25 protein-coding genes are annotated in these 26704 nt (G+C 73.3%); 3 read left to right on the plus strand and 22 right to left on the minus strand.

The window, feature by feature from the left end:
* Nucleotides 1-65 precede the first annotated feature (65 nt).
* The 14 genes from IE225_RS01390 to hisI form a co-directional block, all read right to left on the minus strand.
* A complete protein-coding gene (locus tag IE225_RS01390; protein WP_190055389.1) occupies nt 66-1529 on the minus strand; it encodes a glutamate synthase subunit beta in 1464 nt (487 codons plus the stop codon).
* Complete coding sequence (gene gltB / locus IE225_RS01395; protein ID WP_190055390.1) at nt 1522-6117, minus strand: glutamate synthase large subunit; 4596 nt, start codon at nt 6115-6117, stop codon at nt 1522-1524. Before gltB ends, IE225_RS01390 begins: the two co-directional genes overlap by 8 nt.
* Before the next feature lie 414 nt (nt 6118-6531).
* On the minus strand, nt 6532-7263 hold the full coding sequence (locus tag IE225_RS01400) for a VIT1/CCC1 transporter family protein (RefSeq protein ID WP_190055391.1): 732 nt from the start codon (nt 7261-7263) through the stop codon (nt 6532-6534).
* Nucleotides 7264-7457: 194 nt separating this feature from the next.
* A complete protein-coding gene (gene lgt, locus IE225_RS01405) occupies nt 7458-8468 on the minus strand; it encodes a prolipoprotein diacylglyceryl transferase (protein ID WP_190055392.1) in 1011 nt (336 codons plus the stop codon).
* Between the two features lie 116 nt (nt 8469-8584).
* Nucleotides 8585-9358: a DsbA family protein gene (locus IE225_RS01410; protein WP_190055393.1), complete on the minus strand. Its 774-nt coding sequence runs from the start codon at nt 9356-9358 to the stop codon at nt 8585-8587.
* Between the two features lie 104 nt (nt 9359-9462).
* Entirely contained in the window at nt 9463-10281 is an 819-nt protein-coding gene (gene trpA, locus IE225_RS01415; RefSeq protein ID WP_190055394.1) for a tryptophan synthase subunit alpha, read from the minus strand.
* Entirely contained in the window at nt 10278-11561 is a 1284-nt protein-coding gene (gene trpB / locus IE225_RS01420; protein WP_190055395.1) for a tryptophan synthase subunit beta, read from the minus strand. Before trpB ends, trpA begins: the two co-directional genes overlap by 4 nt.
* 127 nt (nt 11562-11688) lie before the next feature.
* Nucleotides 11689-11895, minus strand: coding sequence for a tryptophan biosynthesis modulator TrpM (trpM, locus tag IE225_RS01425; protein WP_190055396.1), 207 nt, complete (start codon nt 11893-11895; stop codon nt 11689-11691).
* A gap of 45 nt (nt 11896-11940) precedes the next feature.
* A complete protein-coding gene (trpC, locus tag IE225_RS01430; RefSeq protein ID WP_190055397.1) occupies nt 11941-12750 on the minus strand; it encodes an indole-3-glycerol phosphate synthase TrpC in 810 nt (269 codons plus the stop codon).
* Nucleotides 12751-12914: 164 nt separating this feature from the next.
* Complete coding sequence (locus tag IE225_RS01435; protein WP_229879178.1) at nt 12915-13307, minus strand: DUF2752 domain-containing protein; 393 nt, start codon at nt 13305-13307, stop codon at nt 12915-12917.
* Between the two features lie 229 nt (nt 13308-13536).
* Nucleotides 13537-13800: an HGxxPAAW family protein gene (locus IE225_RS01440; RefSeq protein WP_190055399.1), complete on the minus strand. Its 264-nt coding sequence runs from the start codon at nt 13798-13800 to the stop codon at nt 13537-13539.
* 118 nt (nt 13801-13918) lie between these two features.
* A complete protein-coding gene (locus IE225_RS01445; protein WP_190055400.1) occupies nt 13919-14557 on the minus strand; it encodes a TIGR02234 family membrane protein in 639 nt (212 codons plus the stop codon).
* A gap of 41 nt (nt 14558-14598) precedes the next feature.
* Nucleotides 14599-16092, minus strand: coding sequence for an anthranilate synthase component I (locus IE225_RS01450; RefSeq protein ID WP_190055401.1), 1494 nt, complete (start codon nt 16090-16092; stop codon nt 14599-14601).
* Between the two features lie 11 nt (nt 16093-16103).
* Nucleotides 16104-16499 carry a phosphoribosyl-AMP cyclohydrolase gene (hisI, locus tag IE225_RS01455; protein ID WP_190055402.1) on the minus strand — a complete coding sequence of 132 codons (396 nt, stop codon included), beginning with the start codon at nt 16497-16499 and terminating at the stop codon, nt 16104-16106.
* A gap of 81 nt (nt 16500-16580) precedes the next feature.
* On the opposite strand from hisI, the gene IE225_RS01460 reads away from it, so the two are divergent.
* Nucleotides 16581-17216, plus strand: coding sequence for a TIGR03085 family metal-binding protein (locus IE225_RS01460; RefSeq protein ID WP_190055403.1), 636 nt, complete (start codon nt 16581-16583; stop codon nt 17214-17216).
* A gap of 229 nt (nt 17217-17445) precedes the next feature.
* Here the strand turns inward: IE225_RS01460 and hisF are convergent, their stop codons facing one another.
* From hisF to hisD, 8 genes are all read right to left on the minus strand, one after another.
* Nucleotides 17446-18216, minus strand: a complete 771-nt coding sequence (gene hisF, locus IE225_RS01465; RefSeq protein WP_190055404.1) for an imidazole glycerol phosphate synthase subunit HisF — start codon at nt 18214-18216, stop codon at nt 17446-17448.
* 86 nt (nt 18217-18302) lie between these two features.
* On the minus strand, nt 18303-18698 hold the full coding sequence (locus IE225_RS01470) for a RidA family protein (protein ID WP_190055405.1): 396 nt from the start codon (nt 18696-18698) through the stop codon (nt 18303-18305).
* Nucleotides 18695-19420, minus strand: coding sequence for a bifunctional 1-(5-phosphoribosyl)-5-((5-phosphoribosylamino)methylideneamino)imidazole-4-carboxamide isomerase/phosphoribosylanthranilate isomerase PriA (gene priA / locus IE225_RS01475; RefSeq protein ID WP_190055406.1), 726 nt, complete (start codon nt 19418-19420; stop codon nt 18695-18697). The genes IE225_RS01470 and priA overlap by 4 nt, the downstream gene beginning before the upstream one ends.
* Nucleotides 19421-19424: 4 nt before the next feature.
* A complete protein-coding gene (hisH, locus tag IE225_RS01480; protein WP_190055407.1) occupies nt 19425-20069 on the minus strand; it encodes an imidazole glycerol phosphate synthase subunit HisH in 645 nt (214 codons plus the stop codon).
* A complete protein-coding gene (locus IE225_RS01485) occupies nt 20069-20233 on the minus strand; it encodes a CG2302 family histidine operon protein (protein ID WP_190055408.1) in 165 nt (54 codons plus the stop codon). The genes hisH and IE225_RS01485 overlap by 1 nt, the downstream gene beginning before the upstream one ends.
* On the minus strand, nt 20230-20823 hold the full coding sequence (gene hisB / locus IE225_RS01490; RefSeq protein ID WP_190055409.1) for an imidazoleglycerol-phosphate dehydratase HisB: 594 nt from the start codon (nt 20821-20823) through the stop codon (nt 20230-20232). Before hisB ends, IE225_RS01485 begins: the two co-directional genes overlap by 4 nt.
* On the minus strand, nt 20820-21929 hold the full coding sequence (locus IE225_RS01495) for a histidinol-phosphate transaminase (RefSeq protein ID WP_190055410.1): 1110 nt from the start codon (nt 21927-21929) through the stop codon (nt 20820-20822). The genes hisB and IE225_RS01495 overlap by 4 nt, the downstream gene beginning before the upstream one ends.
* A complete protein-coding gene (gene hisD, locus IE225_RS01500; RefSeq protein ID WP_190055411.1) occupies nt 21926-23251 on the minus strand; it encodes a histidinol dehydrogenase in 1326 nt (441 codons plus the stop codon). The genes IE225_RS01495 and hisD overlap by 4 nt, the downstream gene beginning before the upstream one ends.
* Before the next feature lie 396 nt (nt 23252-23647).
* On the opposite strand from hisD, the gene IE225_RS01505 reads away from it, so the two are divergent.
* Nucleotides 23648-25234 carry an oxidoreductase gene (locus IE225_RS01505; protein WP_190055412.1) on the plus strand — a complete coding sequence of 529 codons (1587 nt, stop codon included), beginning with the start codon at nt 23648-23650 and terminating at the stop codon, nt 25232-25234.
* A gap of 339 nt (nt 25235-25573) precedes the next feature.
* On the plus strand, nt 25574-26704 hold the full coding sequence (locus IE225_RS01510; RefSeq protein ID WP_229879124.1) for a hypothetical protein: 1131 nt from the start codon (nt 25574-25576) through the stop codon (nt 26702-26704).

Consider the following 26704-nt stretch of genomic DNA (forward strand, 5'->3'; position numbering starts at 1 on the left):
GTACGGGACGTTTCTCGGGTGCCGTCAGACCGCCGGCGCGCGGTCCGTCGGGCGGATCGGTGCCGTCAGACCGCCAGTGCGCGGTCCGTCGGGCGGATCGGGGCCGGCAGGTCGCTGGCGCCGGTCAGGTAGCGGTCGACCCCGCGGGCGGCCGAGCGGCCCTCGGCGATGGCCCACACGATGAGGGACTGGCCGCGGCCGGCGTCACCGGCCACGAACACGCCCGGCACGTTGGTCTGGAAGTCGGCGTCGCGGGCGATGTTGCCGCGTGCGTCGAGCTCCAGGCCGAGCTGCTCGACCAGGCCGTTCTCGCGGTCGGTGCCGGTGAAGCCCATCGCCAGCGTCACCAGCTGGGCCGGGATCTTGCGTTCGGTGCCGGGCTTCGGGGTGAACCGGCCGTCGACGAACTCGACCTCGGTCATGTGCAGCCACTGCACGTTGCCGTCCTCGTCGCCCTCGAAGTGGGTGGTCGAGACGGAGTAGACCCGCTCGCCGCCCTCCTCGTGCGCGGAGGTCACCTTGTACAGCATCGGGAAGGTCGGCCAGGGCTGGGTGACCGGGTCCCGCTGCTCGCCCGGGCGCGGCATGATCTCCAGCTGGGTGACCGACTTGGCGCCCTGCCGGTGGGCGGTGCCCACGCAGTCCGCGCCGGTGTCGCCGCCGCCGATGACGACGACGTGCTTGCCCTCGGCCGAGATCGGGGAGGTGACATAGTCGCCCTCCTGCACCTTGTTGGCCAGCGGCAGGTACTCCATGGCCTGGTGGATGCCCTTGAGTTCGCGGCCGGGCACCGGCAGGTCGCGCGGGGTGGTCGCGCCGACGGCCAGCACGATCGCGTCGTAGCGCTTGCGCAGGTCCTGCGCGTTGAGGTCGCGGCCGATCTCGATGCCGGTGCGGAAGCGGGTGCCCTCCGCGCGCATCTGCTCGATACGGCGGTTGATGTGCCGCTTCTCCATCTTGAACTCGGGGATGCCGTAGCGCAGCAGGCCGCCGATGCGGTCGGCGCGCTCGTAGACGGCCACCGTGTGGCCGGCCCGGGTGAGCTGCTGCGCCGCGGCCAGGCCCGCCGGGCCGGAGCCGATGACCGCCACCGTCTTGCCGGACAGGCGTTCGGGGATCTGCGGGGCGACCCCGCCGTTCTCCCACGCCTTGTCGATGATGGAGACCTCGACGTTCTTGATGGTCACCGGCGGCTGGTTGATGCCGAGCACGCACGCCGACTCGCACGGGGCCGGGCACAGGCGGCCGGTGAACTCGGGGAAGTTGTTGGTGGCGTGCAGGCGTTCGGAGGCGGCCGCCCAGTCCTCGCGGTAGACGTAGTCGTTCCACTCGGGGATCAGGTTGCCCAGCGGGCAGCCGTTGTGGCAGAACGGGATGCCGCAGTCCATGCACCGGCTGGCCTGCTTGCTGATGATCGGCAGCAGGGAGCCGGGGACGTAGACCTCGTTCCAGTCCTTGACGCGCTCGTCGACGGGGCGGGTCTTGGCGACCTCGCGGCCGTGGTTGAGGAAACCCTTCGGGTCAGCCATTGATCGCCGCCTCCATCATCTTCTCGTGCGTTTCGGACTCGGAGAGACCGGCTCGCTCGGCGGCGTCCTTGGCGGCGAGCACTGCCTTGTACGTGCTGGGGATGATCTTGCTGAAGCGGTCCACGGCGGTGTCCCACTCGGCGAGCAGCTTCTCGGCGACGGTGGAGCCCGTCTCCTCGTGGTGGCGGCGCACCACGTCGTGCAGCCACTGCTTGTCGGCCTCGTCCAGCGCCTCGATCGCGCCGAGGTTGCCGGGGTTGACGTTGTTGCGGTCGAGGTCGACGACGTAGGCGATGCCGCCGGACATGCCGGCCGCGAAGTTGCGGCCGGTCGGGCCGAGGACAACCGCGCGGCCGCCCGTCATGTACTCGCAGCCGTGGTCGCCCACGCCCTCGGAGACGACCAGCGCGCCGGAGTTGCGCACGCAGAACCGTTCGCCGACCGTGCCGCGCAGGAACATCTCGCCGCTGGTGGCGCCGTAGGCGAGGGTGTTGCCGGCGATGACGCTGTACTCGGCGAGGTGGTCGGCGCCGCGGTCCGGGCGGACGACGATGCGGCCGCCGGAGAGGCCCTTGCCGACGTAGTCGTTGGCGTCGCCCTCCAGGCGCAGCGTGACACCGCGCGGGATGAAGGCGCCGAAGGACTGGCCGGCGGAGCCGGTGAAGGTGATGTCGATGGTGTCGTCGGGCAGGCCTGCGCCGCCGAACTTCTTCGTCACCTCGTGGCCGAGCATGGTGCCGACCGTGCGGTTGATGTTGCGGATCGGCACCTGGGCGCGCACCGGCTGCGCGTCGGTGGCGGAGTCGGCGGCCAGCGCGTCGGCGGCGAGCCTGATCAGCTCGTTGTCGAGCGCCTTCTCCAGGCCGTGGTCCTGCGGGACGGCCGCGTGGCGCACCGCGCCCTCGGGCAGTTCGGGCACGTGGAACAGCGGCTCCAGGTCCAGGCCCTGCGCCTTCCAGTGGTTCACCGCGCGGGTGACGTCGAGGACCTCGGCGTGGCCGACGGCCTCCTCGATGGAGCGGAAGCCCAGCTCGGCCAGGAGCTCGCGGACCTCCTGCGCCACGAACTCGAAGAAGTTCACGACGAATTCGGGCTTGCCGGTGAAGCGTTCGCGCAGCACCGGGTTCTGCGTGGCGATGCCGACCGGGCAGGTGTCCAGGTGGCACACGCGCATCATCACGCAGCCGGAGACGACCAGCGGCGCGGTGGCGAAGCCGAACTCCTCGGCGCCCAGCAGCGCGGCGATGACCACGTCCCGGCCGGTCTTGAGCTGGCCGTCGGTCTGCACCACGATCCGGTCGCGCAGGCCGTTGAGCAGCAGCGTCTGCTGCGTCTCGGCCAGGCCCAGCTCCCAGGGGCCGCCGGCGTGCTTCAGCGAGGTCAGCGGGGAGGCGCCGGTGCCGCCGTCGTGGCCGGAGATCAGCACCACGTCCGCGTGGGCCTTGGACACGCCCGCGGCGACCGTGCCGACGCCGACCTCGGAGACCAGCTTCACGTGGATGCGGGCCTGCGGGTTGGCGTTCTTCAGGTCGTGGATGAGCTGCGCCAGGTCCTCGATGGAGTAGATGTCGTGGTGCGGCGGCGGGGAGATCAGGCCGACGCCGGGCGTGGAGTGCCGGGTCTTGGCCACCCACGGGTAGACCTTGTGGCCGGGCAGCTGGCCGCCCTCGCCGGGCTTGGCGCCCTGGGCCATCTTGATCTGGATGTCGTCGGCGTTGACCAGGTATTCGGAGGTGACGCCGAAGCGGCCGGAGGCGACCTGCTTGATCGCCGAGCGGCGCGCCGGGTCGTACAGGCGCTCCGGGTCCTCGCCGCCCTCGCCGGTGTTGGACTTGCCGCCGAGCCGGTTCATGGCGACGGCGAGCGTCTCGTGCGCCTCCTGCGAGATGGAGCCGTAGGACATCGCGCCGGTGGAGAACCGCTTGACGATCTCGGAGACCGGCTCGACCTCCTCGATCGGGACCGGCTTGCGGTCCGACTTGAAGCCGAACAGGCCGCGCAGCGTCATCAGGCGCTCGGACTGCTCGTTCACGCGCTCGGTGTACTTCTTGAAGATGTCGTACCGCTTGGTGCGCGTGGAGTGCTGCAGGCGGAAGACGGTCTCCGGGTCGAACAGGTGCGGCTCGCCCTCGCGGCGCCACTGGTACTCGCCGCCGATCTCCAGCGCGCGGTGCGCCGGGGCGATGCCGGAGGCCGGGTAGGCCTTGGCGTGGCGGGCGGCTACCTCCTCGGCGATGACGTCGATGCCGACGCCGCCGATCTTGGTGGTGGTGCCGTGGAAGTACTTGTCGACGAACTCCTGCTCCAGGCCGACCGCCTCGAAGACCTGGGCGCCGCGGTAGGAGGCGACGGTGGAGATGCCCATCTTGGACATCACCTTCAGCACGCCCTTGCCGAGCGCGTGGATGAGGTTCCTGATGGCCTGTTCGGGCTCGATGTCCTTCAGGAACGTGCCGGCGCGCAGCAGGTCCTCGACCGACTCCATCGCCAGGTAGGGGTTGACGGCGGCGGCGCCGTAGCCGATGAGCAGCGCGACGTGGTGCACCTCGCGCACGTCGCCGGCCTCCACCAGCAGGCCCACCCGGGTGCGCTGCTTGGTGCGGATGAGGTGGTGGTGGACGGCCGCGGTGAGCAGCAGCGACGGGATCGGCGCGTGCTCGGCGTCGGAGTGCCGGTCGGACAGCACGATCAGGCGGGCGCCGTTGGCGATGGCGGCGTCGGTCTCGGCGCAGATCTCCTCGATCCGCTCGGCCAGCGCCCGGCCGCCGCCGTGCACCCGGTACAGGCCGGAGAGCGTCGCGGCCTTGAAGCCGGGCATGTCGCCGTCGGCGTTGATGTGGATGAGCTTGGCCAGCTCGTCGTTGTCGATCACCGGGAAGGGCAGGACGACGCTGCGGCAGGACGCGGCGGTCGGCTCCAGCAGGTTGCCCTGCGGGCCGAGCGAGCTGCGCAGCGAGGTGACCAGCTCCTCGCGGATGGCGTCCAGCGGCGGGTTGGTGACCTGCGCGAAGAGCTGGGTGAAGTAGTCGAAGAGCAGGCGCGGCCGCTCGGAGAGCGCGGCGATCGGCGAGTCGGTGCCCATCGAGCCGATCGGCTCGGCGCCGGTGCGGGCCATCGGCGCCAGGATGACGCGCAGTTCCTCCTCGGTGTAGCCGAAGGTCTGCTGGCGGCGGGTGACCGAGGCGTGGGTGTGCACGATGTGCTCGCGCTCGGGCAGGTCGCCCAGCTCGATCTCGCCGGCCTCCAGCCACTCCTGGTAGGGGTGTTCGGCGGCGAGCCTGGCCTTGATCTCGTCGTCCTCGATGATGCGGTGTTCGGCGGTGTCGACGAGGAACATGCGGCCGGGCTGCAGGCGGCCCTTGCGGACCACCTTGGCCGGGTCGATGTCGAGGACGCCGACCTCGGAGCCGAGGACGACCAGGCCGTCGTCGGTGACCCAGTAGCGGCCGGGGCGCAGGCCGTTGCGGTCCAGCACGGCGCCGACCTGGGTGCCGTCGGTGAAGCAGACGCAGGCCGGGCCGTCCCAGGGCTCCATCAGCGTGGAGTGGTACTGGTAGAAGGCGCGCCGGGCCGGGTCCATGGAGTCGTGGTTCTCCCACGCCTCCGGGATCATCATCAGCACCGCGTGCGGCAGCGACCGGCCGCCCAGGTGCAGCAGCTCCAGCACCTCGTCGAAGGAGGCGGAGTCGGAGGCGCCGGGGGTGCAGACCGGGAAGATCTTCTCCAGCTTCTCCCTGCTGCCCAGCAGCCCGGACTCGAGCTGCGACTCGCGGGCCCGCATCCAGTTGCGGTTGCCCATGACCGTGTTGATCTCGCCGTTGTGCGCGACGAAGCGGTAGGGGTGCGCCAGCGGCCAGCTCGGGAAGGTGTTGGTGGAGAAGCGGGAGTGGACCAGCGCGATCGCGGAGGCGAAGCGGCGGTCGGACAGGTCCGGGAAGAACGGCTCCAGCTGACCGGTCGTCAGCATGCCCTTGTAGACGATGGTGCGCGCCGACAGCGACGGGAAGTAGACGCCGGCCTCGCGCTCGGCGCGCTTGCGCAGCACGAACGCCTTGCGGTCCAGCTCGATGCCCCGGCTGGTGTGGTCCGTGACGAACAGCTGCCGGAAGGCCGGCATCGTCGAGCGGGCGGTGGCGCCGAGCAGTTCGGGCGCGACGGGGACGTCACGCCAGCCGAGGACCGTCAGGCCCTCCTCGGCGGCGAGCGCCTCGATGCGGGCGACCGCGTCCTGGGTGCCCTCCTCGGGCAGGAAGGCGATGCCGACCGCGTACGCGCCCGCCTCGGGCAGTTCGAATCCGGCCACCTCGCGGAAGAAGGCGTCGGGTACCTGCGCGAGCAGGCCGGCGCCGTCGCCGGAGTCCGGCTCGGAGCCGGTGGCGCCGCGGTGCTCGAGGTTGCGCAGCACCGTCAGCGCCTGTTCGACCAGCGTGTGGCTGGCCTGGCCGGTCAGGGTGGCGACGAAGCCGACGCCGCAGGCGTCGTGCTCGTGGCGGGGGTCGTACATACCCTGCGCAGCAGGGCGAGCATCCATGAACGACCAGTTCTGGCCATTCGTGGAGTGCTGGGACGGCTGGCGCGGCGTACGCATCGGCTCTCCCGTCGTCGTCAAGTGGCTGGTGGTCCTCCCGGGCCGCCAGGGGCCGGCTCCGGGGGAGAAAACTGCCGAGGGACGACGCTGGCCCTCTGCGTGGCATCGAAATTTCGTGCAGGTTACATGATGGAGCGGTTCTCGGGAACCGGATGCTCCGTTTCAACATGCGGACACCGCCCGGCCGCGGAGGGGGTGCCGCGGCGGCGGTGGAAGCGGTGGGGCCGGCGCGGACGGATCGGTCGGATCGGTGCCCGTCGGCCCGAAGGGACGGGGAGGGCGTCGTCGCCCACCCCGCTGGTACGCGGCGGGCGTCATCGCCCACAGCGCGTACGGCTCATGCCCGGTGGTCACGCGGTCGAAACCAGCGAGTAACGGCTATTTATGCGGTCCCGCGCATAAGTGCCGGCCGCGTTATCCTACGGCGGTTCCGAACAGGCTGCCCAGGGCGTACGTCACACCCGCCGCGGCACCCCCCAGGGCGAACTGCCGCACACCGCTGTACCACCAGCTCCGCGCGGTCACCTTGGCGACGAGCGCGCCGCACGCGAACAGCCCGGCCAGCGCCACCAGGACCGCCGGCCACAGCGCACTCGCCCCCAGCAGGTACGGCAGCACGGGCAGCAGCGCGCCCAGCGCGAACGACCCGAACGACGACACGGCCGCGACCATCGGCGAGGGCAGGTCGCCGGGGTCGACGCCGAGCTCCTCGCGGGCGTGGATCTCCAGGGCCTGCTCGGGGTCGCGGGAGAGCTGCGCGGCCACCTGCCGGGCCAGCTCGGGGTCGACGCCGCGCGCCACGTACAGCGCGGCGAGCTCCTCCTCCTCGTCCTGCGGGTGCTTGCGCAGCTCGCGCCGCTCGACGTCCAGCTCCGCCTCGACCAGCTCGCGCTGCGAGGCGACGGAGGTGTACTCGCCGGCGGCCATGGAGAAGGCGCCGGCGGCCAGGCCCGCGAGGCCGGTGAGGACGACGGTGCGGGTGCCGACCGAGCCGCCGGCGACGCCGGTGATCAGGGCGAGGTTGGAGACCAGGCCGTCCATCGCGCCGAACACCGCGGGGCGCAGCCAGCCGCCGTTGACGTCCCGGTGCGTGTGGTTGTCACGGTGCGCCTCGTGCAGCGCCGCCTCGGTGTCGATGATGGCCATGCGGATCCCCCCGGGATGCTGTGGAGTACCGTGGAGTGCTGTTTGGACGGGTTCTACTTTTCGACAACACCCCAAGGTACGCCCTGGATTCCTCTTCCGCCAGCAAGGAAAGGCTGCGCTAACCTGCGGCCTTTACAGACAGTGAGGGCGCCCGGATGGCTCCGGGCGCCCTCGGCGACGTACGCGCACGGCCGTCAGGTCGTGTTCGCCGAGCCGGCCTCGTCCTTCACGTCCTTCGCGTGCTCCGCGTCCTCCGCGCGCTCCGCCACGTCCTTCGTGTCTTCCACGTTCTTCGCGTCGGGCCCCGGTCCGCCGCCGGACTCGGTCCCGCTGTCCGCGCCGTCCTCGCCGTCGGCGGCGGACTCCTGCGCGGCGGCGGACTCCTGCGCGGCGGCGGGCTCGACCACGGCCTCCCGGCCGGGCCGCCGCTTCGCCGACACCACGATGTAGCAGACCGCGAGCAGGAACACGATCAGCGCGGTCCAGTCGTTCAAACGCAGCCCCAGGATGTGGTGGGCGTCGTCGACGCGCAGGTACTCGATCCAGCCGCGGCCCACGCAGTAGGCGGCGACGTACAGGGCGAACGCCCGGCCATGGCCCAGCTCGAAGCGGCGGTCCGCCCAGATGACGAGCAGGGCGACACCGATGCACCACAGGCATTCGTACAGGAACGTCGGATGGTAGTAGCCGGGCACCCGCCCGTCCGCCGACGACGTGATGTGCAGCGCCCACGGCACCTTGGTGGGCTTGCCGTACAGCTCCTGGTTGAACCAGTTGCCCCAGCGGCCGATCGCCTGCGCGAGGGCGATGCCGGGGGCGACGGCGTCGGCGTAGGCGGGCAGCGGGATGCCGCGGCGGCGGCAGCCGATCCAGGCGCCCAGCGCGCCGAGCGTGATCGCGCCCCAGATGCCGAGGCCGCCCTGCCACACCTTGAAGGCGTCCACCCAGTCGCGGCCCGCGCTGAAGTACAGCTCGTAGTCCGTGATCACGTGGTAGAGCCGGCCGCCGACCAGACCGAAGGGAACGGCCCAGATCGCGATGTCGGCCACCGTGCCGGCCCGCCCGCCCCGGGCGATCCAGCGCTTGTTGCCGAGCCACACGGCAACGAAGACGCCGATGATGATGCAGAACGCGTAGCCGCGCAGCGGAACGGGGCCGAGGTAGAGCACCCCGCGCGACGGGCTGGGAATGTAGGCAAGTTCCATGGCAGGGTCGACGCTACCGTGCCGCACCGTACCCGCGGCAGCCAACCCGGCTACGGGTCCGTAACGGGCGGTACGGGCGTGCCGGTACGGGCCCCGCGGGGCGGGTGCGGCCGGGGTCAGTGCCGGGCGGCCTCCTCCACGGCCCGCTTCAGCGCGGCCGGGGTCATCCGACTTCCGACGACGTCCTTGCCGTTGAGCAGCACGGTCGGGGTGCCGCTGTAGCGGGCGGACTGGAAGGCGGCGTGGGACTTCCTGACCCAGCCGTCGTGCGTGCCGTCGTCGACGCACTTGCGGAACGCGGGCGTGTCCAGGCCGGGGACCTTGCCGGCCAGCTCGATGAGCCGGGCGTTGTCCGCGTAGGCGTCGTCGCTCTCCTCGGGCTGGTGGTCGTACAGCACGTCGTGGTAGGCGGTGAACTTCCCGGCGTCCTGGGCGCAGGCCGCGGCGTTGGCCGCGCGCAGCGAGCCGCTGCCGCGCAGGTTGCCGTCGATCAGGGTCACCAGGTGGTACCGCGCCTTGAGCTTGCCGGAGCCGACCAGCTGGTGGACGGTGGAGCGGTACGCCGCCTCGAAGGCCTTGCAGGCCGGGCAGCGGAAGTCCTCCCAGACGGTGAGCGTGGACTGGGCGCCGTCCTTGCCGACGGGGACGGCCAGGGCGTCCTTGCCCTGCGCGCCGGAGGGCGCCACGACCGGGCCGGCGCTGCGGGAGCCCTCGTCCTCGCCGGCGCTGGCCGCGATCACGCCGATCACCGCGGCCAGGGCCAGTACGCCCGCCACGGCGGCGCTCACACTCAGCGCGCGCCGGCGCTTCTGGGCGACCTTCTGCTTCTCGCGCTCGACCGCCAGCCGCTGCCGGGCGGTGCGCTGTGCGTCACGGTTGTTGTTGCTCACATCCCGCAAACGAACCGGGGAGGCGCAGCGCGCCTCCCCGGCCCGAGGTCAACCCGTTCGAGTGACCGAAGGACGTGTGGCTGACCGAAGGAGGTGGGGCGCCGTCAGGCTCGCCCGCGCACGCCCTGCGCCAGCTCGCCCGCCAGTTCCCGCACGGCCCGCAGCCCCGCCGCGTGGTCGGGGGCGTCGAGGAGCCGCTTGACGAAGGCGGAGCCGACGATGACGCCGTCGGCGAAGCCGGCGACCTCGGCGGCCTGGGCGCGGTTGGAGACCCCCAGGCCGACGCAGACGGGCAGGTCGGTGCCGGTGGCGCGGGTGCGCCGCACCAGGTCCCGCGCCTGCGCGCCGACCGTCTCGCGGGTGCCGGTGACGCCCATCAGCGAGGCGGCGTAGACGAAGCCGCTGCCCGCCGCGGTGATCTGGGCGAGCCGCTCGTCCCTGCTGCTCGGGGCGACCACGAAGACCGTGGCCAGGCCGTGCTTCTCGGCGTGCTCGCGCCACAGCCCCGACTCCTGCACGGGCAGGTCGGGCAGGATGCACCCGGCGCCTCCCGCCTGGGCGAGTTCGGCGGTGAAACGCTCGACACCGTAGCGGTCGATCGGGTTCCAGTACGTCATGACGAGCACCGGCTTGCCGGTCGCCTCGTGGGCCTCCCGCACCGTGCGCAGCACATCGGCGATCCGCACGCCGCCGCGCAGGGCGATGTCGTCGGCGGTCTGGATGACGGGGCCGTCCAGGACCGGGTCGCTGTGCGGCAGGCCCACCTCGACGACGTCCGCGCCGGCCTCCAGCACGGCCTTGACCGCCTCGATGCCGCCGTCCACGGTCGGGAAGCCGGCCGGGAGGTAGGCGATGAGCGCCGAGCGGCCCTCCGCCTTCGCCGCGGCGAGCGTGTCCGCCAGCAGCCGGATGTTCCCGCTCACTGCGCGTCCTCCTTGATCTCGGCGGTGCTCTCCGCGTCGGCGGCGACCTCGGCGTCGGTGTCGTACAGCCCGAAGTAGCGGGCGGCGGTGTCCATGTCCTTGTCGCCGCGGCCGGAGAGGTTGACGACGATCAGCCCGTCCGGGCCGAGCTCCCGCCCGACCTCCAGGGCGCCGGCCAGGGCGTGTGCGCTCTCGATGGCCGGGATGATGCCCTCGGTCTCCGACAGCAGGCGCAGCGCCCGCATGGCCGCGTCGTCGGTGATCGCGCGGTACTCGGCGCGGCCGGAGTCCTTGAGGTAGGAGTGCTCGGGGCCGATGCCCGGGTAGTCCAGGCCGGCCGAGATCGAGTACGGCTCGGTGATCTGGCCCTCGTCGTCCTGCAGGACGTAGGAGCGCGAGCCGTGCAGGATGCCGGGCTCGCCCGCGGTCAGGGTGGCCGCGTGTTCGCCGGTCTCGATGCCGTGCCCGGCCGGTTCGCAGCCGATGAGGCGCACGCCGGTGTCGGGGATGAAGGCGTGGAAGAGGCCGATGGCGTTGGAGCCGCCGCCGACGCAGGCGACGGCCGCGTCCGGCAGCCGCCCGGCGCGCTCCAGGAGCTGGCGGCGGGCCTCGACGCCGATCACCCGGTGGAAGTCGCGCACCATGGCGGGGAACGGGTGCGGCCCGGCGACGGTGCCGAACAGGTAGTGGGTGTGGTCGACGTTGGCGACCCAGTCGCGGAACGCCTCGTTGATGGCGTCCTTCAGCGTGCGGGAGCCGGACTTCACGGCGACCACCTCGGCGCCGAGCATGCGCATGCGGGCCACGTTGAGGGCCTGCCGCCTGGTGTCGATCTCGCCCATGTAGATCGTGCACCGCAGGCCGAAGAGCGCGCAGGCGGTCGCGGTCGCGACACCGTGCTGGCCGGCGCCGGTCTCGGCGATGACGCGGGTCTTGCCCATGCGCTTGGTCAGCAGGGCCTGCCCCAGCACATTGTTGATCTTGTGGGAGCCGGTGTGGTTGAGGTCCTCCCGCTTGAGGAAGACCCGGGCGCCGCCGGCGTGCCGGGCGAAGCGCGGCACCTCCGTCAGCGGGCTGGGCCGGCCGGTGTAGTGCACGAGCAGCTCGTCGAGTTCGCGCGCGAACTCGGGGTCGGCCTTCGCCTTCTCGTACTCGACGGCGACCTGGTCCACGGCGGCGACCAGCGCCTCCGGGATGAACTTGCCGCCGAACGCGCCGAAGTAGCCGTCGGCGCTGGGAACTTGGCCTTCCGGGTCGGGGATGAAGAACTCACTGGGCATGCGATCACCTCACAGGGGCCGAAGCCCCGGGGCAGGTCGGTCCGGGGTCACGGTGGCCGCGCACGGGCCGACGGCGGTGTGCGGAAGGGCCCCGCGCCGGGCGGGGAAGGCCGGGAACCGGCGTGCGTCAGCGGGACGCGGCCGGGCTCACCGCGGGCGACGTGCGCGCCCCGGGCCATCGCATGCCGTTGACCTGGCCCGGTTCGTCCCCGATGACGTAGCGCACCCGCCTGCCGTGCACCCGGCGGGCGGGCGCGCGGCAGCCGCGGGGCCGGCAGCCGCGCGCGAGGCGGGCGTACGGGTCCCGGGACGCCAGGGTGATCGACAGCTTCATCGAGGCCTACCTTACCGGCGGACGCGCCCCCGACCGGCCGTCCGCTCAGGACCGCCCGTGCCGCAGCGCCGGGTGGGCGCCCGCGGCCACCAGGTCGGCGACGGCCGCCTTGGGGTCCTTGCCGGTGACCAGGGACTCGCCCACCAGGACGGCGTCGGCGCCGGCGTTGGCGTAGGCGATCAGGTCGTGCGGGCCGCGCACGCCGGACTCGGCGACCTTGACGATGCCGTCCGGGATCTCGGGGGCCACCCGCTCGAAGGTCGTACGGTCCACCTCGAGGGTCTTGAGGTTGCGGGCGTTGACGCCGATCACGCGAGCGCCGGCGGCGACCGCGCGCTCCACCTCCTCCTCGTCGTGCACCTCGACCAGCGGCGTGAGCCCGATGGACTCGGCGCGCTCGACGAGGGACTCCAGGGCGGGCTGGTCCAGGGCGGCGACGATCAGCAGCGCGAGGTCGGCGCCGTGGGCGCGGGCCTCCCACAGCTGGTACGCGGTGACGATGAAGTCCTTGCGCAGCACGGGGATGTCCACGCGCGCGCGGACCGCCTCCAGGTCGGCCAGGGAGCCGCCGAAGCGGCGCTGCTCGGTCAGGACGGAGATGACGGCGGCGCCGCCCGCCTCGTAGTCGGCGGCGAGTCCGGCCGGGTCGGCGATCGCGGCGAGCGCGCCCTTGGACGGGCTGGAGCGCTTGACCTCGCAGATCACCCGGACGCCGTCGCCGCGCAGGGCGGCCGCGCCGTCCCGGGCGGCGGGGGCCTTCGCCGCGCGCTCCTTGAGCTCGTCGAGGCTGACGCGCGCCTGCCGCTCCGCGAGGTCGGCACGGACTCCGTCGATGATCTCGTCGAGCACACTCACGCGAGCGGCCCCCTTCCAGACGGTTGGCTGTGGACGTGACGGCTGTCCGTCACGCGGCCCGCCCGGCAGGCGAAGCCGATGGTCACTGCGATGGTAGCCGGAGCGGGGCGAAGCCCTCGCATCCGGTTGACGCGGGTCCCCCTACCCGGACGCACAGCTGTCGATCAAGGGTGGAGCAGGCCACCGAACGGCAGGTTCCGGACAACCGTGAACATCAGCAGCAACGCGCCCAGGCTCCACAGCAGCGCCGGCGGCGGGGTGGCGCGCAGCGGGCGGCCGCGTACCGCGCACACCACCCAGACGGTCCACAGCACGGCGAAACCGGCGTACCCGGCGACGGCCAGGGCGTTGTCCCGCACGGCGGTGAGGAGGTCCCCGTGGACGACGGCGTGCGCGCTGCGCAGCCCGCCGCAGCCCGGGCAGTACAGGCCGGTGTACCGCAGCAGCGGGCAGACCGGGTAGTGGCCCGGCTGGTTGGGGTCGACGGCCCCCACATACGCGAAGGCCCCGGCCACGGCGGCCAGGACCCCGGTGGGCACGGCGAGCCGCCGGTGCAGGGGCGGCCGGTGCGCGGTCGCGGCGCGGGGCGCGGGGACGGCCGGGGGGCGGGGCGTCGCGCGGGACTGGTCGGCGGTCACGCGGGCATTGTGCCCCGCGGGGGCGGCACGCGCGCGGCGAGGGGGCGGCCGGTGCCGCACCTCTCGTCCCGGTCCCGCCCCGCGGCCAAGGGCACGCGGCCGTACAGCGGTGCCGTACGACGGGGCCGCGCGGCCGTGCCGGGCCGGATCAGTGCTCGGTGCGCGCCGGCTCGCGCTGCTCAAACTCCTCGCCCGTCCGCTTGTGCACGGGGTGCAGGTCCTTGGCCTGGCCCAGGCCCATGGCGCGCATGATGCCGCCCACGACGGCGCCGAGGAGGATGACGGCGATGCCGATCCAGAAGCCCACCGGGTTGGCCATCACCGTGAAGGCGCCCGCCATGCAGAAACCGATGAAGGCGATGATGACACCGGTCCAGGCGGCCGGGGTGTGACCGTGGCTGCTGCCCGCCATGACTTGCTCCTCGTTGCTGTGTACCTGTCTGAGCCGGATGCTCGCCTTCATTGTCCCGTACCCGCGCGGGCCGGATGACCGGGGGTCGCCCCTGCCTCGCGCCCGCGGGGCGGGCGGGTCAGGCGCCGGTGGGGTCCTCGCCGCGGTCGAGGGCCTTCCACAGGTCCTCGGGGCGGTCGGGGTCGACGGGGCGGGCGGCCCGGGCGCGGGGCGCGCCGGAGCGCTCGTAGCGGCCGGACAGGGCGGGCCACAGGCGGCCGTAGCGCAGGGCGAGCAGGCCCGCCAGAAGCAGCAGGGCCCCGCCGCCCGCGGCGACGTACGGCCAGCCGGTGTGGGAGAGGGCCCCGGCGGTGGCGGCGGTGTCGCCGGAGACCTGCCGGGCCCGGTCGTCGAGGGCGGAGCTGTCGGAGGCGCCGAGCAGGGCGGCGGCCGCGGCGCCCGCGCCGGACAGCGCCAGCAGCGCGGCGACCAGCAGGCGCCCGGCGCGGCGGACGGCGAAGACGGCGACGAGCGCGGCCAGGCCCACGACGGCGAGCGCCGCGGGCACGCCCGTGACCTCGCTGCCCTTCACCGTCAGCGGGAAGGAGCCGCCGGCCACCGTCGCGGAGCCCTCGGCCCAGCGCTGCCGGCTGGCCAGCAGGCACACGGCCGCGCCGAGCGCCCCGCACAGCAGGGCGGCGGCGAGGCTCCGTCGGCCGGACCGGGCGGCTGCAAAGGCTTCGGGACGGGGGTGCGGTACGGCAGTCACGTACTCCACTATCGCCTGCACCCCGGGCGAACCGTCACCCGGGGTTCACTTCAGGCGCTACCCAGACGATTCGCCGTGTGCACCGCGCGCAGCACGGCCGCCGCCTTGTTGCGGCACTCGGTGTCCTCGGCGACCGGGTCGGAGTCGGCGACGATGCCCGCGCCGGCCTGCACGTACGCGGTGCCGTCGCGCAGCAGGGCGGTGCGGATGGCGATGGCGGTGTCGGAGTCGCCGGCGAAGTCGAGGTAGCCGACGCAGCCGCCGTACAGGCCGCGCCGGGACGGCTCCAGCTCGTCGATGATCTGCATCGCGCGCGGCTTGGGCGCGCCGGAGAGGGTGCCGGCCGGGAAGCAGGCGGTGAGCACGTCGAAGGCGGTGCGGCCGGCGGCGAGGCGGCCGGTGACCGTGGAGACGATGTGCATGACGTGCGAGTAGCGCTCGATGGACATGAAGTCCACCACCTCGACGGAGCCCGGCTCGCAGACCCGCCCCAGGTCGTTGCGGCCGAGGTCGACCAGCATGAGGTGCTCGGCGCGCTCCTTGGGGTCGGCCAGCAGCTCCTCGGCGAGGGCCTGGTCCTCCTGCGGGGTGGCGCCGCGGGGCCGGGTGCCGGCGATGGGGTGCAGCAGGGCCTGCCCGTCCTCGACCTTCACCAGGGCCTCGGGGGACGACCCGACGACGTCGAAGCCGTCGAAGCGCAGCAGGTACATGTACGGCGACGGGTTGGTCGCGCGCAGCACCCGGTAGACGTCCAGGGCGCTCGCCGTGCACGGGGTCTCGAACCGCTGGGAGGGGACGACCTGGAAGGCCTCGCCGGCCCGGATGCGCTCCTTGATGTCCTCCACCGCCTCGCGGAAGTCCCGGCCGCCCCAGCGGGCGGTGTACTCCGGCAGCTCCGAGGGCGGCAGGACGGCCGGGGGCTGGGCGACGGGCCGCGACAGGTCCGCCTCCATCGCGTCGAGGCGGGCGACGGCGTCGGCCCAGGCCTCGTCGACGCCGGTGTCCAGGTCGTTGTGGTTGATGGCGTTGGCGATCAGCAGGACCGTGCCGTCCCAGTGGTCGAGGACGGCGAGGTCGCTGGTGAGCAGCATGGTCAGCTCGGGCAGCCGCAGGTCGTCGCGCTCCCCGGGGCCGATCCTCTCCAGGCGGCGCACGACGTCGTAGGCGAGGTAGCCGACCATGCCGCCGGTGAACGGGGGCAGGCCCAGGTCGTGGGCGAGGTCGCGGGGGGTGTGCAGCGCCTCGACGGTGGCGCGCAGCGCGGCCAGCGGGTCGCCGCCGGTGGGGACGCCGACCGGCGGGGTGCCCAGCCAGTGGGCGCGCCCGTCGCGTTCGGTGAGGGTGGCGGCGCTGCGGACGCCGACGAAGGAGTAGCGGGACCACGAGCGCCCGTTCTCGGCGGACTCCAGCAGGAACGTGCCGGGCCGCTCGGCGGCGAGCTTGCGGTACAGCGCGACCGGGGTGTCGCCGTCGGCCAGAAGCTTGCGGGTGACCGGGATGACCCTGCGGTCGCCGGCCAGCTTGCGGAACGTCTCGAGATCCATGGCCGCCGACCTTACTGATCCCGCGCGCCGGCGCCCGCACCGGCGTCCTTCAGCAGCACGTCGGCGTCGAAGCAGGTGCGGTCGCCGGTGTGGCAGGCCGCGCCCACCTGGTCGACCTTGACCAGCACGGCGTCGGCGTCGCAGTCCAGCGCGACGGACTTGACGTACTGCACGTGGCCGGAGGTGTCGCCCTTGACCCAGTACTCCTGACGGCTGCGCGACCAGTACGTGCACCGGCCCGTGGTCAGCGTGCGGTGCAGCGCCTCGTCGTCCATCCAGCCCAGCATCAGCACCTCGCCGGTGTCGTACTGCTGGGCGATGGCGGGCAGGAGGCCGTCGGGGCTGCGCCTCAGGCGCGCGGCGATGTCGGGGTCGAGCCGGCTGGGCCGCCGGGGTGCGCTGGTCATGGGGCCATTGTGCCGCGCCACGGCGGCGGCCCGGCCCGCTGTCCACTGTCCGGGCACGCTACTCGGTCGTAGGCTGACGTCATGTCGACCTTTGCCAAGCGTGAACGGCTTCTGCTCGCCGATCTCCTGGAGACGACCGGCCCGGACGCGCCGACCCTGTGCGAGGGCTGGCGGACCCGGGACCTCGCGGCGCACGTGGTGGTGCGCGAACGCCGGCCCGACGCGGCCGGAGGCGCACTGATCAAGCAGCTCGCCCCGCGCCTGGACCGGGTGATGGCGGAGTACGCCGGGAAGCCGTACGAGGAGCTGCTGCAGCTCATCCGCACCGGCCCGCCGCGCTTTTCACCCTTCCAGCTCAAGCAGATCGACGAGGTGGCGAACACCGTCGAGTTCTACGTCCACACCGAGGACGTCCGCCGCGCCCAGCCCGACTGGACGCCGCGCGAGCTCGACCCTGTCTTCCAGGACACCCTGTGGTCCCGCCTGGAGCGCACCGCGCGCCTGCTGGGCCGCCGCGCCCCGACGGGCCTGGTGCTGCGCCGCCCCAACGGCCAGACGACGGTCGCCCACCGCGGCACCCCGGTGGTCACGGCCACCGGTGAGCCGTCGGAGCTGCTGATGTTCGCCCTGGGGCGGCAGAGCGCGGCCAAGGTCGAGCTGGACGGCGACAAGGAGGCGATCGCCCGGCTGCACGAGGCGAAACAACTCGGGATCTGAACGGCCGACCGCCGGTCCTTCCGCACCGGGGCCCGTCGGGTCTCACCGGGTTCCGTCGGGTCGCGTCAGGTCACGAGCGGCAGCGACGCGCCCGCCGGCAGCGCGACCGCGGTGACGGCGAGGGCGCAGCGCGCCGCTGCCGAGGATCACCCGGCGCGCCCCGTACCGGTCGGCTGCCACCCGGCGGGCAGGGGGCCCACCGGGCGAGGCGTCCGCCGGGCGAGGCGTCCTATCGGACGGGGTGTCCCGCCTCCCGCAGTGTCTGCTTGACCTCGCCGATGCGCAGGTCGCCGAAGTGGAAGACCGAGGCGGCCAGCACCGCGTCCGCGCCCGCCTCGACCGCCGGGGCGAAGTCGGCGAGCCGGCCGGCGCCGCCGGAGGCGATGACCGGGACGGTGACGTGCTTGCGGACCGCCGCGATCATCTCCAGGTCGTAGCCGTCCTTGGTGCCGTCGGCGTCCATGGAGTTCAGCAGGATCTCGCCGGCGCCCAGTTCGGCGGCCCGGTGCGCCCACTCGACGGCGTCGATGCCGGTGCCGCGGCGGCCGCCGTGGGTGGTGACCTCGAAGCCGGAGGGGGTGCTGGTGCCCTCCGGGGTGCGGCGGGCGTCCACGGACAGCACCAGCACCTGGCTGCCGAAGCGTTCCGCGATCTCGCGGATCAGTTCGGGGCGGGCGATCGCCGCCGTGTTGACGCCCACCTTGTCGGCGCCGGCCCGCAGCAGCCGGTCGACGTCCTCGGCGGTGCGCACGCCGCCGCCCACGGTCAGCGGGATGAACACCTGCTCCGCGGTGCGGCGCACCACGTCGTAGGTGGTCTCGCGGTTGCCGGACGAGGCGGTGATGTCCAGGAACGTCAGCTCGTCCGCGCCCTCGGCGTCGTACACCTTGGCCATCTCGACCGGGTCGCCCGCGTCGCGCAGGTTCTGGAAGTTGACGCCCTTGACGACCCGGCCGCCGTCCACGTCCAGGCAGGGGATGACTCGGACCGCCAGGGTCATGACTTCACGGCTCCTTACCGAACAATCCGAAACCGGACAATCCGAAACCGAACAATCCGGAACCAGACAATTCTGAACTACTGCTTCTACCGGCCTCTGTAGGCCTCGAGTTCCACCGACACCAGCACGCGCGGGTCGACGAACCCCTCCACGACCAGGAAGGTCGCCACCGGCCGCACGGAGTCGAACAGCTCCTTGTGGGCCCGGCCGACCTCCTCCAGGTCCCGCGGGTGCGCCAGGTACATGGAGGTGCGGATCACGGACTCGACGCCCAGCCCGAACTCCCCGATCGCCTCCAGCGCGCTGGTGAACGCGGCCTTCGCCTGCGCGTACGGGTCGCCCTCCCCGTACAGCACATCGCCCCGGAACGGGGTCGTGCCCGCCACCAGGACGCGGTCGCCCGCCGCGACGGCGCGTGCGAAACCGAAACTCTCTTCCCAGGGATTCCCGCTCTGCACGCGCCGCACGGCTTCGGACGTCATGACGACACCGCCTCCAAGGCTTCTTCCAGGGTGAACGCCTTCGCGTACAGCGCCTTCCCGACGATGGCCCCTTCGACACCGAGCGGCACCAGTTCGGCGATCGCCCGGAGGTCGTCCAGCGACGACACGCCGCCGGAGGCCACCACCGGGCGGTCGGTCGCCGCGCACACGTTCCGCAGCAGTTCCAGGTTGGGGCCCTGGAGCGTGCCGTCCTTGGCGATGTCGGTGACGACGTAGCGGGCGCAGCCCTCCTTGTTGAGGCGCTCCAGCGTCTCGTAGAGGTCGCCGCCGTCGCGGGTCCAGCCGCGGCCGCGCAGGGTGGTGCCGCGCACGTCGAGGCCGACGGCGATCTTCTCGCCGTGCTCGGCGATGACCCGGGCGACCCACTCGGGGCTCTCCAGGGCGGCGGTGCCGAGGTTGACGCGGGTGCAGCCGGTGGCCAGGGCGGCGGCCAGCGTGTCGTCGTCGCGGATGCCGCCGGACAGCTCCACCTTGATGTCCATCGCCCGGGTGACCTCGGCGATCAGCTCCCGGTTGTTCCCGGTGCCGAAGGCGGCGTCCAGGTCGACCAGGTGCAGCCACTCCGCGCCCGCCCGCTGCCAGGCCAGGGCGGCCTCGAGCGGGGAGCCGTAGGAGGTCTCGGTACCGGACTCGCCGTGCACCAGGCGGACGGCCTGCCCGTCGCGGACGTCGACGGCGGGGAGGAGTTCGAGCTTGGCCATGTCTCTACAGGGTTCCGATCCAGTTGGTGAGCAGCTGCGCGCCGGCGTCGCCGGACTTCTCGGGGTGGAACTGGGTGGCCCACAGGGCGCCGTTCTCCACGGCCGCCACGAACGGCTTGCCGTGCGTGGCCCAGGTGACCTTCGGGGCGTCGATCGCCGGGTTGTGGGTCTCCAGGGTCCAGTCGTGCACGGCGTAGGAGTGCACGAAGTAGAAGCGGGTGCCGGCGTCCAGGCCGGCGAACAGTTGGGAGCCGGCCGGCGCGTCGACGGTGTTCCAGCCCATGTGGGGCACGACGTCGGCCTGCAGCGGCTCCACGGTGCCGGGCCACTCGCCGAGGCCCTCGGCCTCCACGCCGTGCTCGATGCCGCGCGCGAACAGGATCTGCATGCCGACGCAGATGCCCAGGACGGGGCGCCCGCCGGCCAGCCGCCGGCCGATGATCCAGTCGCCGCGCGCCTGCTTCAGGCCCTGCATGCACGCGGCGAAGGCGCCGACGCCGGGGACGAGGAGCCCGTCGGCGTTCATGGCCCGGTCGTAGTCGCGGGTGATCTCCACGTCGGCGCCCGCGCGGGCGAGGGCGCGCTCGGCGGAGCGGACGTTGCCGAAGCCGTAGTCGAAGACCACGACCTTCTTCGCTCCGGTGCCCATCAGTTCCACACCTCCAGCCGCAGGACGCCGGCGACGAGGCACATCGCGGCGGCCGCCGACAGCAGCACGATGAGGCTCTTCGGCATCTTCTGCTTGACGAAGGAGATGACGCCGCCGACGAAGAAGAGCCCGACCACGATCAGGACGGTCGACAGACCGTTCACAGCGCCCCCTTGGTGGACGGCAGGATGCCCGCCGCACGCGGGTCGCGTTCGGACGCGTAGCGCAGCGCCCGCGCGAGGGCCTTGAACTGGCACTCCACGATGTGGTGCGCGTTGCGCCCGTAGGGCACGTGCACGTGCAGCGCGATCTGCGCCTGGGCGACGAAGGACTCCAGGATGTGCCGGGTCATCGTGGTGTCGTACTGGCCGATCATCGGCGCCATGTTCTCCGGCTCGGTGTGCACCAGGTACGGGCGGCCGGAGAGGTCGACGGTGACCTGGGCGAGGGCCTCGTCCAGCGGGACCGCGCAGGTGCCGAAGCGGTGGATGCCCACCTTGTCGCCGAGCGCCTGCCGGAAGGCGGCACCGAGCGCGAGGGCGGTGTCCTCGATGGTGTGGTGGGAGTCGATGTGCAGGTCGCCCTCGGTCTTCACGGTCAGGTCGAACAGGCCGTGCCGGCCGAGCTGGTCGAGCATGTGGTCGTAGAAGCCGACCCCGGTCGAGATGTCGGTCCGCCCGGTGCCGTCGAGGTCGATCTCGACGACGACCGAGGTCTCCTTGGTGGTGCGTTCCACGCGTCCCACGCGGCTCATCGGCTCTGCTCCTTCTTCAACTCACGGACCGCGTCGAGGAACGCGTCGTTCTCCTCGGGCGTTCCGGCGGTGACCCGCAGCCATCCCGGTACGCCGTTGTCCCGGACCAGCACACCCCGCTCGAGGATCTTCCGCCAGGCCTCGTGGGCGTCGGGGAAGCGTCCGAACTGCACGAAGTTGGCGTCCGACTCGGTGACCTCGTAGCCGATCGCGCGCAGCTCGGCGACCAGGCGGTCCCGTTCGGCCTTCAACTGCTCGACGTAGCCCAGCAGCGTGTCGGTGTGCTCCAGCGCGGCCAGCGCGGTGGCCTGGGTGACGGCCGACAGGTGGTACGGCAGGCGGACGAGCTGCACGGCGTCCACCACCGCCGGGTGCGCGGCGAGGTAGCCCAGGCGCAGGCCGGCCGCGCCGAACGCCTTCGACATGGTGCGGGAGATCACCAGGTGCGGCCGGCCCTCGATCAGCGGCAGCAGCGAGTCGCCGTGGCTGAACTCGACGTACGCCTCGTCGACGACGACCATGGACGGCTTGGCCGCCTGCGCCGCCTCGTACAGCGCGAGGACGGTCTCGCGCGGGACGGTGTTGCCGGTGGGGTTGTTGGGGGTGGTGACGAAGACGACGTCGGGCCGGTGCTCGGCGATCGCGCGCACGGCCGCCTCGATGTCGATGCCGAAGTCGTCGCGGCGCGGGCCGGAGATCCAGCCGGTGCCCGTCCCGCGCGCGATGAGGGAGTGCATCGAGTACGACGGCTCGAAGCCGATCGCCGTGCGCCCGGGTCCGCCGAAGGTCTGCAGCAGCTGCTGGATGACCTCGTTGGAGCCGTTGGCGGCCCACACGTTCTCGACGCCGACCGGGTGGCCGCCGGTCCTGGTGAGGTACTCGGCGAGCTTGGTGCGCAGTTCGACCGCGTCCCGGTCCGGGTAGCGGTTCAGGCCGCGGGCGGCCTCGCGCACCCGCTCGGCGATCCGCTCGACCAGCGGCTCGGGCAGCGGGTAGGGGTTCTCGTTGGTGTTCAGCCGTACGGGCACGTCGAGCTGGGGCGCGCCATAGGGCGACTTGCCGCGCAGCTCCTCCCGCACGGGGAGGTCGTCGATGGCGATGCTCACTTGCTCTCAGGCACCTTCCAGCCGAACCGGGCCTTGATCGCCGCGCCGTGCGCCGGCAGGTCCTCCGCCTCCGCCAGCGTGACCACGTGGTGCGCGACCTCGGCGAGCGCGTCCCGCGTGTAGTCGACGACGTGGATGCCGCGCAGGAAGGACTGGACGGACAGGCCCGAGGAGTGGCAGGCGCAGCCGCCGGTGGGCAGGACGTGGTTGGAGCCGGCCGCGTAGTCGCCGAGCGAGACCGGCGCCCAGGGGCCGATGAAGACGGCGCCGGCGTTGCGCACGCGGTCGGCGACGGCGGCGGCGTCGGCGGTCTGGATCTCCAGGTGCTCGGCGCCGTAGGCGTTCACCACGCGCAGGCCCTCGTCGATGCCGTCGACGAGGACGATCGCGGACTGCTTGCCGGTGAGGGCCGGGCGGATCCGGTCCTCGACGTGCCGGGTGGCCGCGACCTGCGCCTCCAGCTCCTTCTCCACCGCGTCGGCGAGGGCGAGGGAGTCGGTGACCAGGACGGCGGCGGCCAGCGGGTCGTGCTCGGCCTGGCTGATCAGGTCGGCCGCGACGTGCACCGGGTCGGCGGTGTCGTCGGCGAGGACGGCGATCTCGGTCGGGCCGGCCTCGGCGTCGATGCCGATACGGCCGGTGAAGTAGCGCTTGGCGGCGGCGACCCAGATGTTGCCGGGGCCGGTGACCATGTTCGCGGGCGGGCAGGACTCGGTGCCGTAGGCGAACATCGCGACGGCCGTGGCGCCGCCGGCCGCGTAGACCTCGTCGACGCCGAGCAGGGCGCAGGCGGCGAGGATCGTCGGGTGGGGCAGGCCGCCGAACTCGGCCTGGGCCGGGGAGGCGAGCGCGATGGACTCGACGCCGGCCTCCTGCGCCGGTACCGCGTTCATGATCACGGAGGACGGGTAGACGGAGCGGCCGCCCGGCGCGTACAGGCCGACGCGGTCGACCGGGACCCACTTCTCGGTGACCGTGCCGCCGGGCACCACCTGCGTGGTGCGGGTCGAACGGCGCTGCTCGCGGTGGACCAGGCGGGCGCGGCGGATGGACTCCTCCAGGGCCGCGCGCACGGCCGGATCCAGCCCCTCCAGGGCGTCGGTGAGCGCCTGGGCCGGGACCCGGACGGACTCCAGGCGTACGCCGTCGAACTTCTCGGCGAAGTCGATCAGCGCCGCGTCGCCCCGATGATGCACGGCCTCGCAAATCGGACGCACCTTCTCCAGTGCGGCCTGAACGTCGAAGTCGGCTCGGGGCAGCAGGTCACGCAGGGCGGGGCCCTCGGGGAGGGCGTCGCCGCGCAGATCGATTCGGGAGATCACGGGGTCAATTCTCGCAGACCGGCGCGACGGCCCGTCCGTCCGTATCAATGGCTGATACGGAACGCTCGGCCACCGGTACGGAGCGCCACGCGGACCACCGGCGAAGCCACCGCGGCACGGGCCGCCCGCACGGAGGGCGACGGGGCCGCCGCACGGGCATCACACGGACGGTGACGGGACCGTCGGCACGGGCGCCGGCGGGAGTGTCGCGCGGGCGCCGGCGGGAGTGTCGCGCGGGCGCCGGTGAGGCCGCCGGCGCGGACCGTCCGGCGACCGGCACATCCCCGAAGACATCCTCACTTTCTGTGTTCATCTCGTCACTCAGCGGGCATGAACTGCTGTACGAAGGGGTGAACCGGTGAGTAACCGAGAAGGACGAGAAGGAAGGGACGTGCGGTGACGGAGGAGGCGGGCACGGGCACCCGCGGCGACGGGGAGCCGCCGGACGGACTGACCCCCGCCGAGGCGGGCATGTGGCAGGCCTTCCGCGACGGCAGCCTCTACGACCTGCGCGCCGGCGACCCGGCCGTGGACGACCCGCACGGCGGCCATCCGTGGGGACCGGAGCGGAGCGTGCGCGCGCGGATCGTGTGCTGGCTGCTGCTGGACGGGCCGCCCGCGCTCGCGGGCCGCGTGTCGTCGCTGAAGCTGGCGGGCGTGCGCGTCACCGGCACCCTGGACCTGGCGGGCGGCACGGTGCTGCCGTACGTGGAGATGACCGGCTGCCGCTTCGAGCAGGAGGTGCGGCTGCCGGAGGCCCGCTGCACGACCGTACGGCTGGTCGACTGCTCGGTGCCGCGCCTGGAGGCCGCCCGGCTGCACACCGAGGGCGACCTGCACCTGCCGCGCTCCCGCTTCCACCAGGGCATACGGCTCACCGACGCGCACATAGGCACGGACCTGCTGCTCAACCAGGCGGTCGTGCACCGCGGCCGCGGCGGCCGGTCGATCACCGCCGACGGCATGACCGTCGGGCAGGATCTGCAGGCGGAGATGCTGGAGTCGGACGGCGAGCTGAGCCTGCGCAGCGCCAAGGTGGGGGTGTCGCTGAGCCTGCGCGGCGCCCGGCTCGCCAACCCCGGCGCGCGGTTCGCGCTGAACGCGCCGCAGCTGACCGTGGAGCGCACCCTGTACCTGACCCCGGCCGGCCTGGGCAGCCCCCTGCTGAGCGGGATCACCCCGGCGCGCGGCACCCGCGTGCAGCGCTTCGAGTGCCGGGGCGGGATACGGCTGGACGACGGGCGGTTCGGCGACGCGGTCGACCTGGAGCGGGCCCGGTTCACCCTCACCGACGACCAGGAGCTGTCCCTGCGCCGGGTGCAGACGCCGGAGCTGCGCTTCCTCGGCGAGCGGCCGGTCCACGGCAGCGTGGTCCTCTCCGGCGCCCGCGTCGGCAACCTCGTCGACCGGGCGAGCAGCTGGCCCGGCCCCGGCAGCCTGCACATGGGCGGCTTCACCTACGACAGCCTCGTCCCGCGCGGGCCGTTCCCGCTCACCGAGCGCCTGCGCTGGCTGGAGGCGGCGACCGCCGAGTACAACCCGGAGCCGTACGAGCGCCTCGCGGCGGTGCTGCGCGGCGCCGGGGAGGACGAGGACGCGCGCGAGGTGCTGCTGGCCAAGCAGCGCCGCCGCCGCGAGACCCTGCCGCCCGCTCTCAAGGCGTGGGGCTTGCTGCAGGACTGGACGGTCGCCTACGGCTACCGGCCCGGCCGGGCCGCGGTATGGATGGCGGTGCTGTGGGCGGCCGGATCGCTCGCCTTCGCGCACGCCGGCCATCCCCCGGTCGACGCGGGCCGGCACCCCGCGTGGGACCCCGCGCTGTTCACCCTGGACCTGCTGCTGCCGGTCGTCGACCTCGGCCAGGCGGGCCAGTGGCAGCTGCGCGGCGGCTGGCAGTGGCTGGCGGCGGCGATGGTCCTGCTGGGCTGGACGCTGGCGACGACGGTGGCGGCGGGGGCGACGCGGATGCTGCGCCGGAGCTGAGCGGGCGGATGCGCGGACCCGTGAGCGGGCGGATGCGCAGCCCCGGAGGACGGCCGCGTGTGCGGCGGCCGGCCCGCCCGGACCGGTCGCCGCACACCCCGGACCGGCCGCCGCGCCCGGGGACGGCCGGCGCACGCCGCCGGTGTGCGCGACGACCGATGTGACGGACCTTCACCGGACCCACCGGGCGGGTTCACGATTTCTTTGGTATGCCCACAGAAGTACTACAGGGGCCGAACAGGGCGAACGGTCACCCTTTACCCTGCCTTGACCTGCTCGCATACAACTTTCCGCGGGTTGCCCGGGCCCGCTGGCGCGTGGTGGACCTGCGGCCTTTGAATGGTCGGCACCATGGCTCTGCTGCACGCGTTCACCCGTACGGCCCGTACCCCGCGTACGGCCGCGGCGCCCGATGCCGGGCGCGACCTCGCCACCGGACTCCCCGCCGACGACGAGGTGCTCCTCGACGCGCCCGACGACCGGCTCGGCCCCGCGCTGGTCGCGGCCGGGCGCGGCGAGTTCACGCCCGCGGCGGCACTGCTCGCCGCCACCCGCGAGGCCGCCGAGTGGGAGCACCGCGACCGGTACGCGCAGCGGCTCGCCGCGTTCGCGCGCTCGCGCCCGGAGTGGTTCGAGGAGTGGTGCGCCGCCGCCCCGGACGATCCGGACGCGCTGCTGCTGCGGGCACGGCTCGCGGTCGACCGCGTGTGGGAGTCGCCGGCCCGGGCGGAGCTGCTGCACCCGGTGGGCCCGCTGATCGCGGCCGCCGCCGAGGCCGGCCCGCGCGATCCGGTGCCGTGGCGGATCGCGCTCGACCACGCGCGCGGCACCCGGGCCGGGAGCGCGGCCTTCGAGGGCCTGTGGGCGGAGGCGGTCCGCCGCTGCCCGCACCACTACGGCAGCCACGTGGCCGCCCTGCACTACCTGGCCGAGGTCTACGGCGGGACGGAGGGCACTGCGGCCGCCCACCGGGCCTGCCTCGACTTCGCCGAGCCGGCCGCCGACGACGCCCCGCCCGGCTCGCTGCTGGCCGCGCTGCCGCTGCGGGCCGCGTACCTGTGCCTGAGCGAGAGCGGCGGCCGCGACGCGGTCCCGCCGCAGCGGCTGCACGCGGCGGCCGACAGGGCGATCGCCCTGTCGTCGTCCTTCCCGCCCGCCGAGGTGTGGCCAGCGCCGCTGCGCAACCTGCTGGTGTACGTCCTCATACGTCTGGAGCGCTGGACGGACGCCCTGGAGCAGCTGCGCCTGACCGGTCCGTACGCGACGTCGTTCCCCTGGGACCGGGACTGCGACGATCCGCTGGGCCGCTTCCTGCGGGTGCGGGAGGAGGTGCGGGAGCGCGCGGGCGGCGCCGGGCCCGGGGAGGGATCCGGCGGCAGGTCCGGGAAGGGGGCCGGCGGCGGGCCGCTGCCGCGGCCCCGGCGGTCCCGGGAGGCGCGCGGCGGACGGGTGGACTTCCCCGGCGGTTAG

Origin of the sequence: Streptomyces echinoruber, from assembly GCF_014651135.1 — a bacterium.
Taxonomy (GTDB): Bacteria; Actinomycetota; Actinomycetes; order Streptomycetales; family Streptomycetaceae; genus Streptomyces; species Streptomyces echinoruber.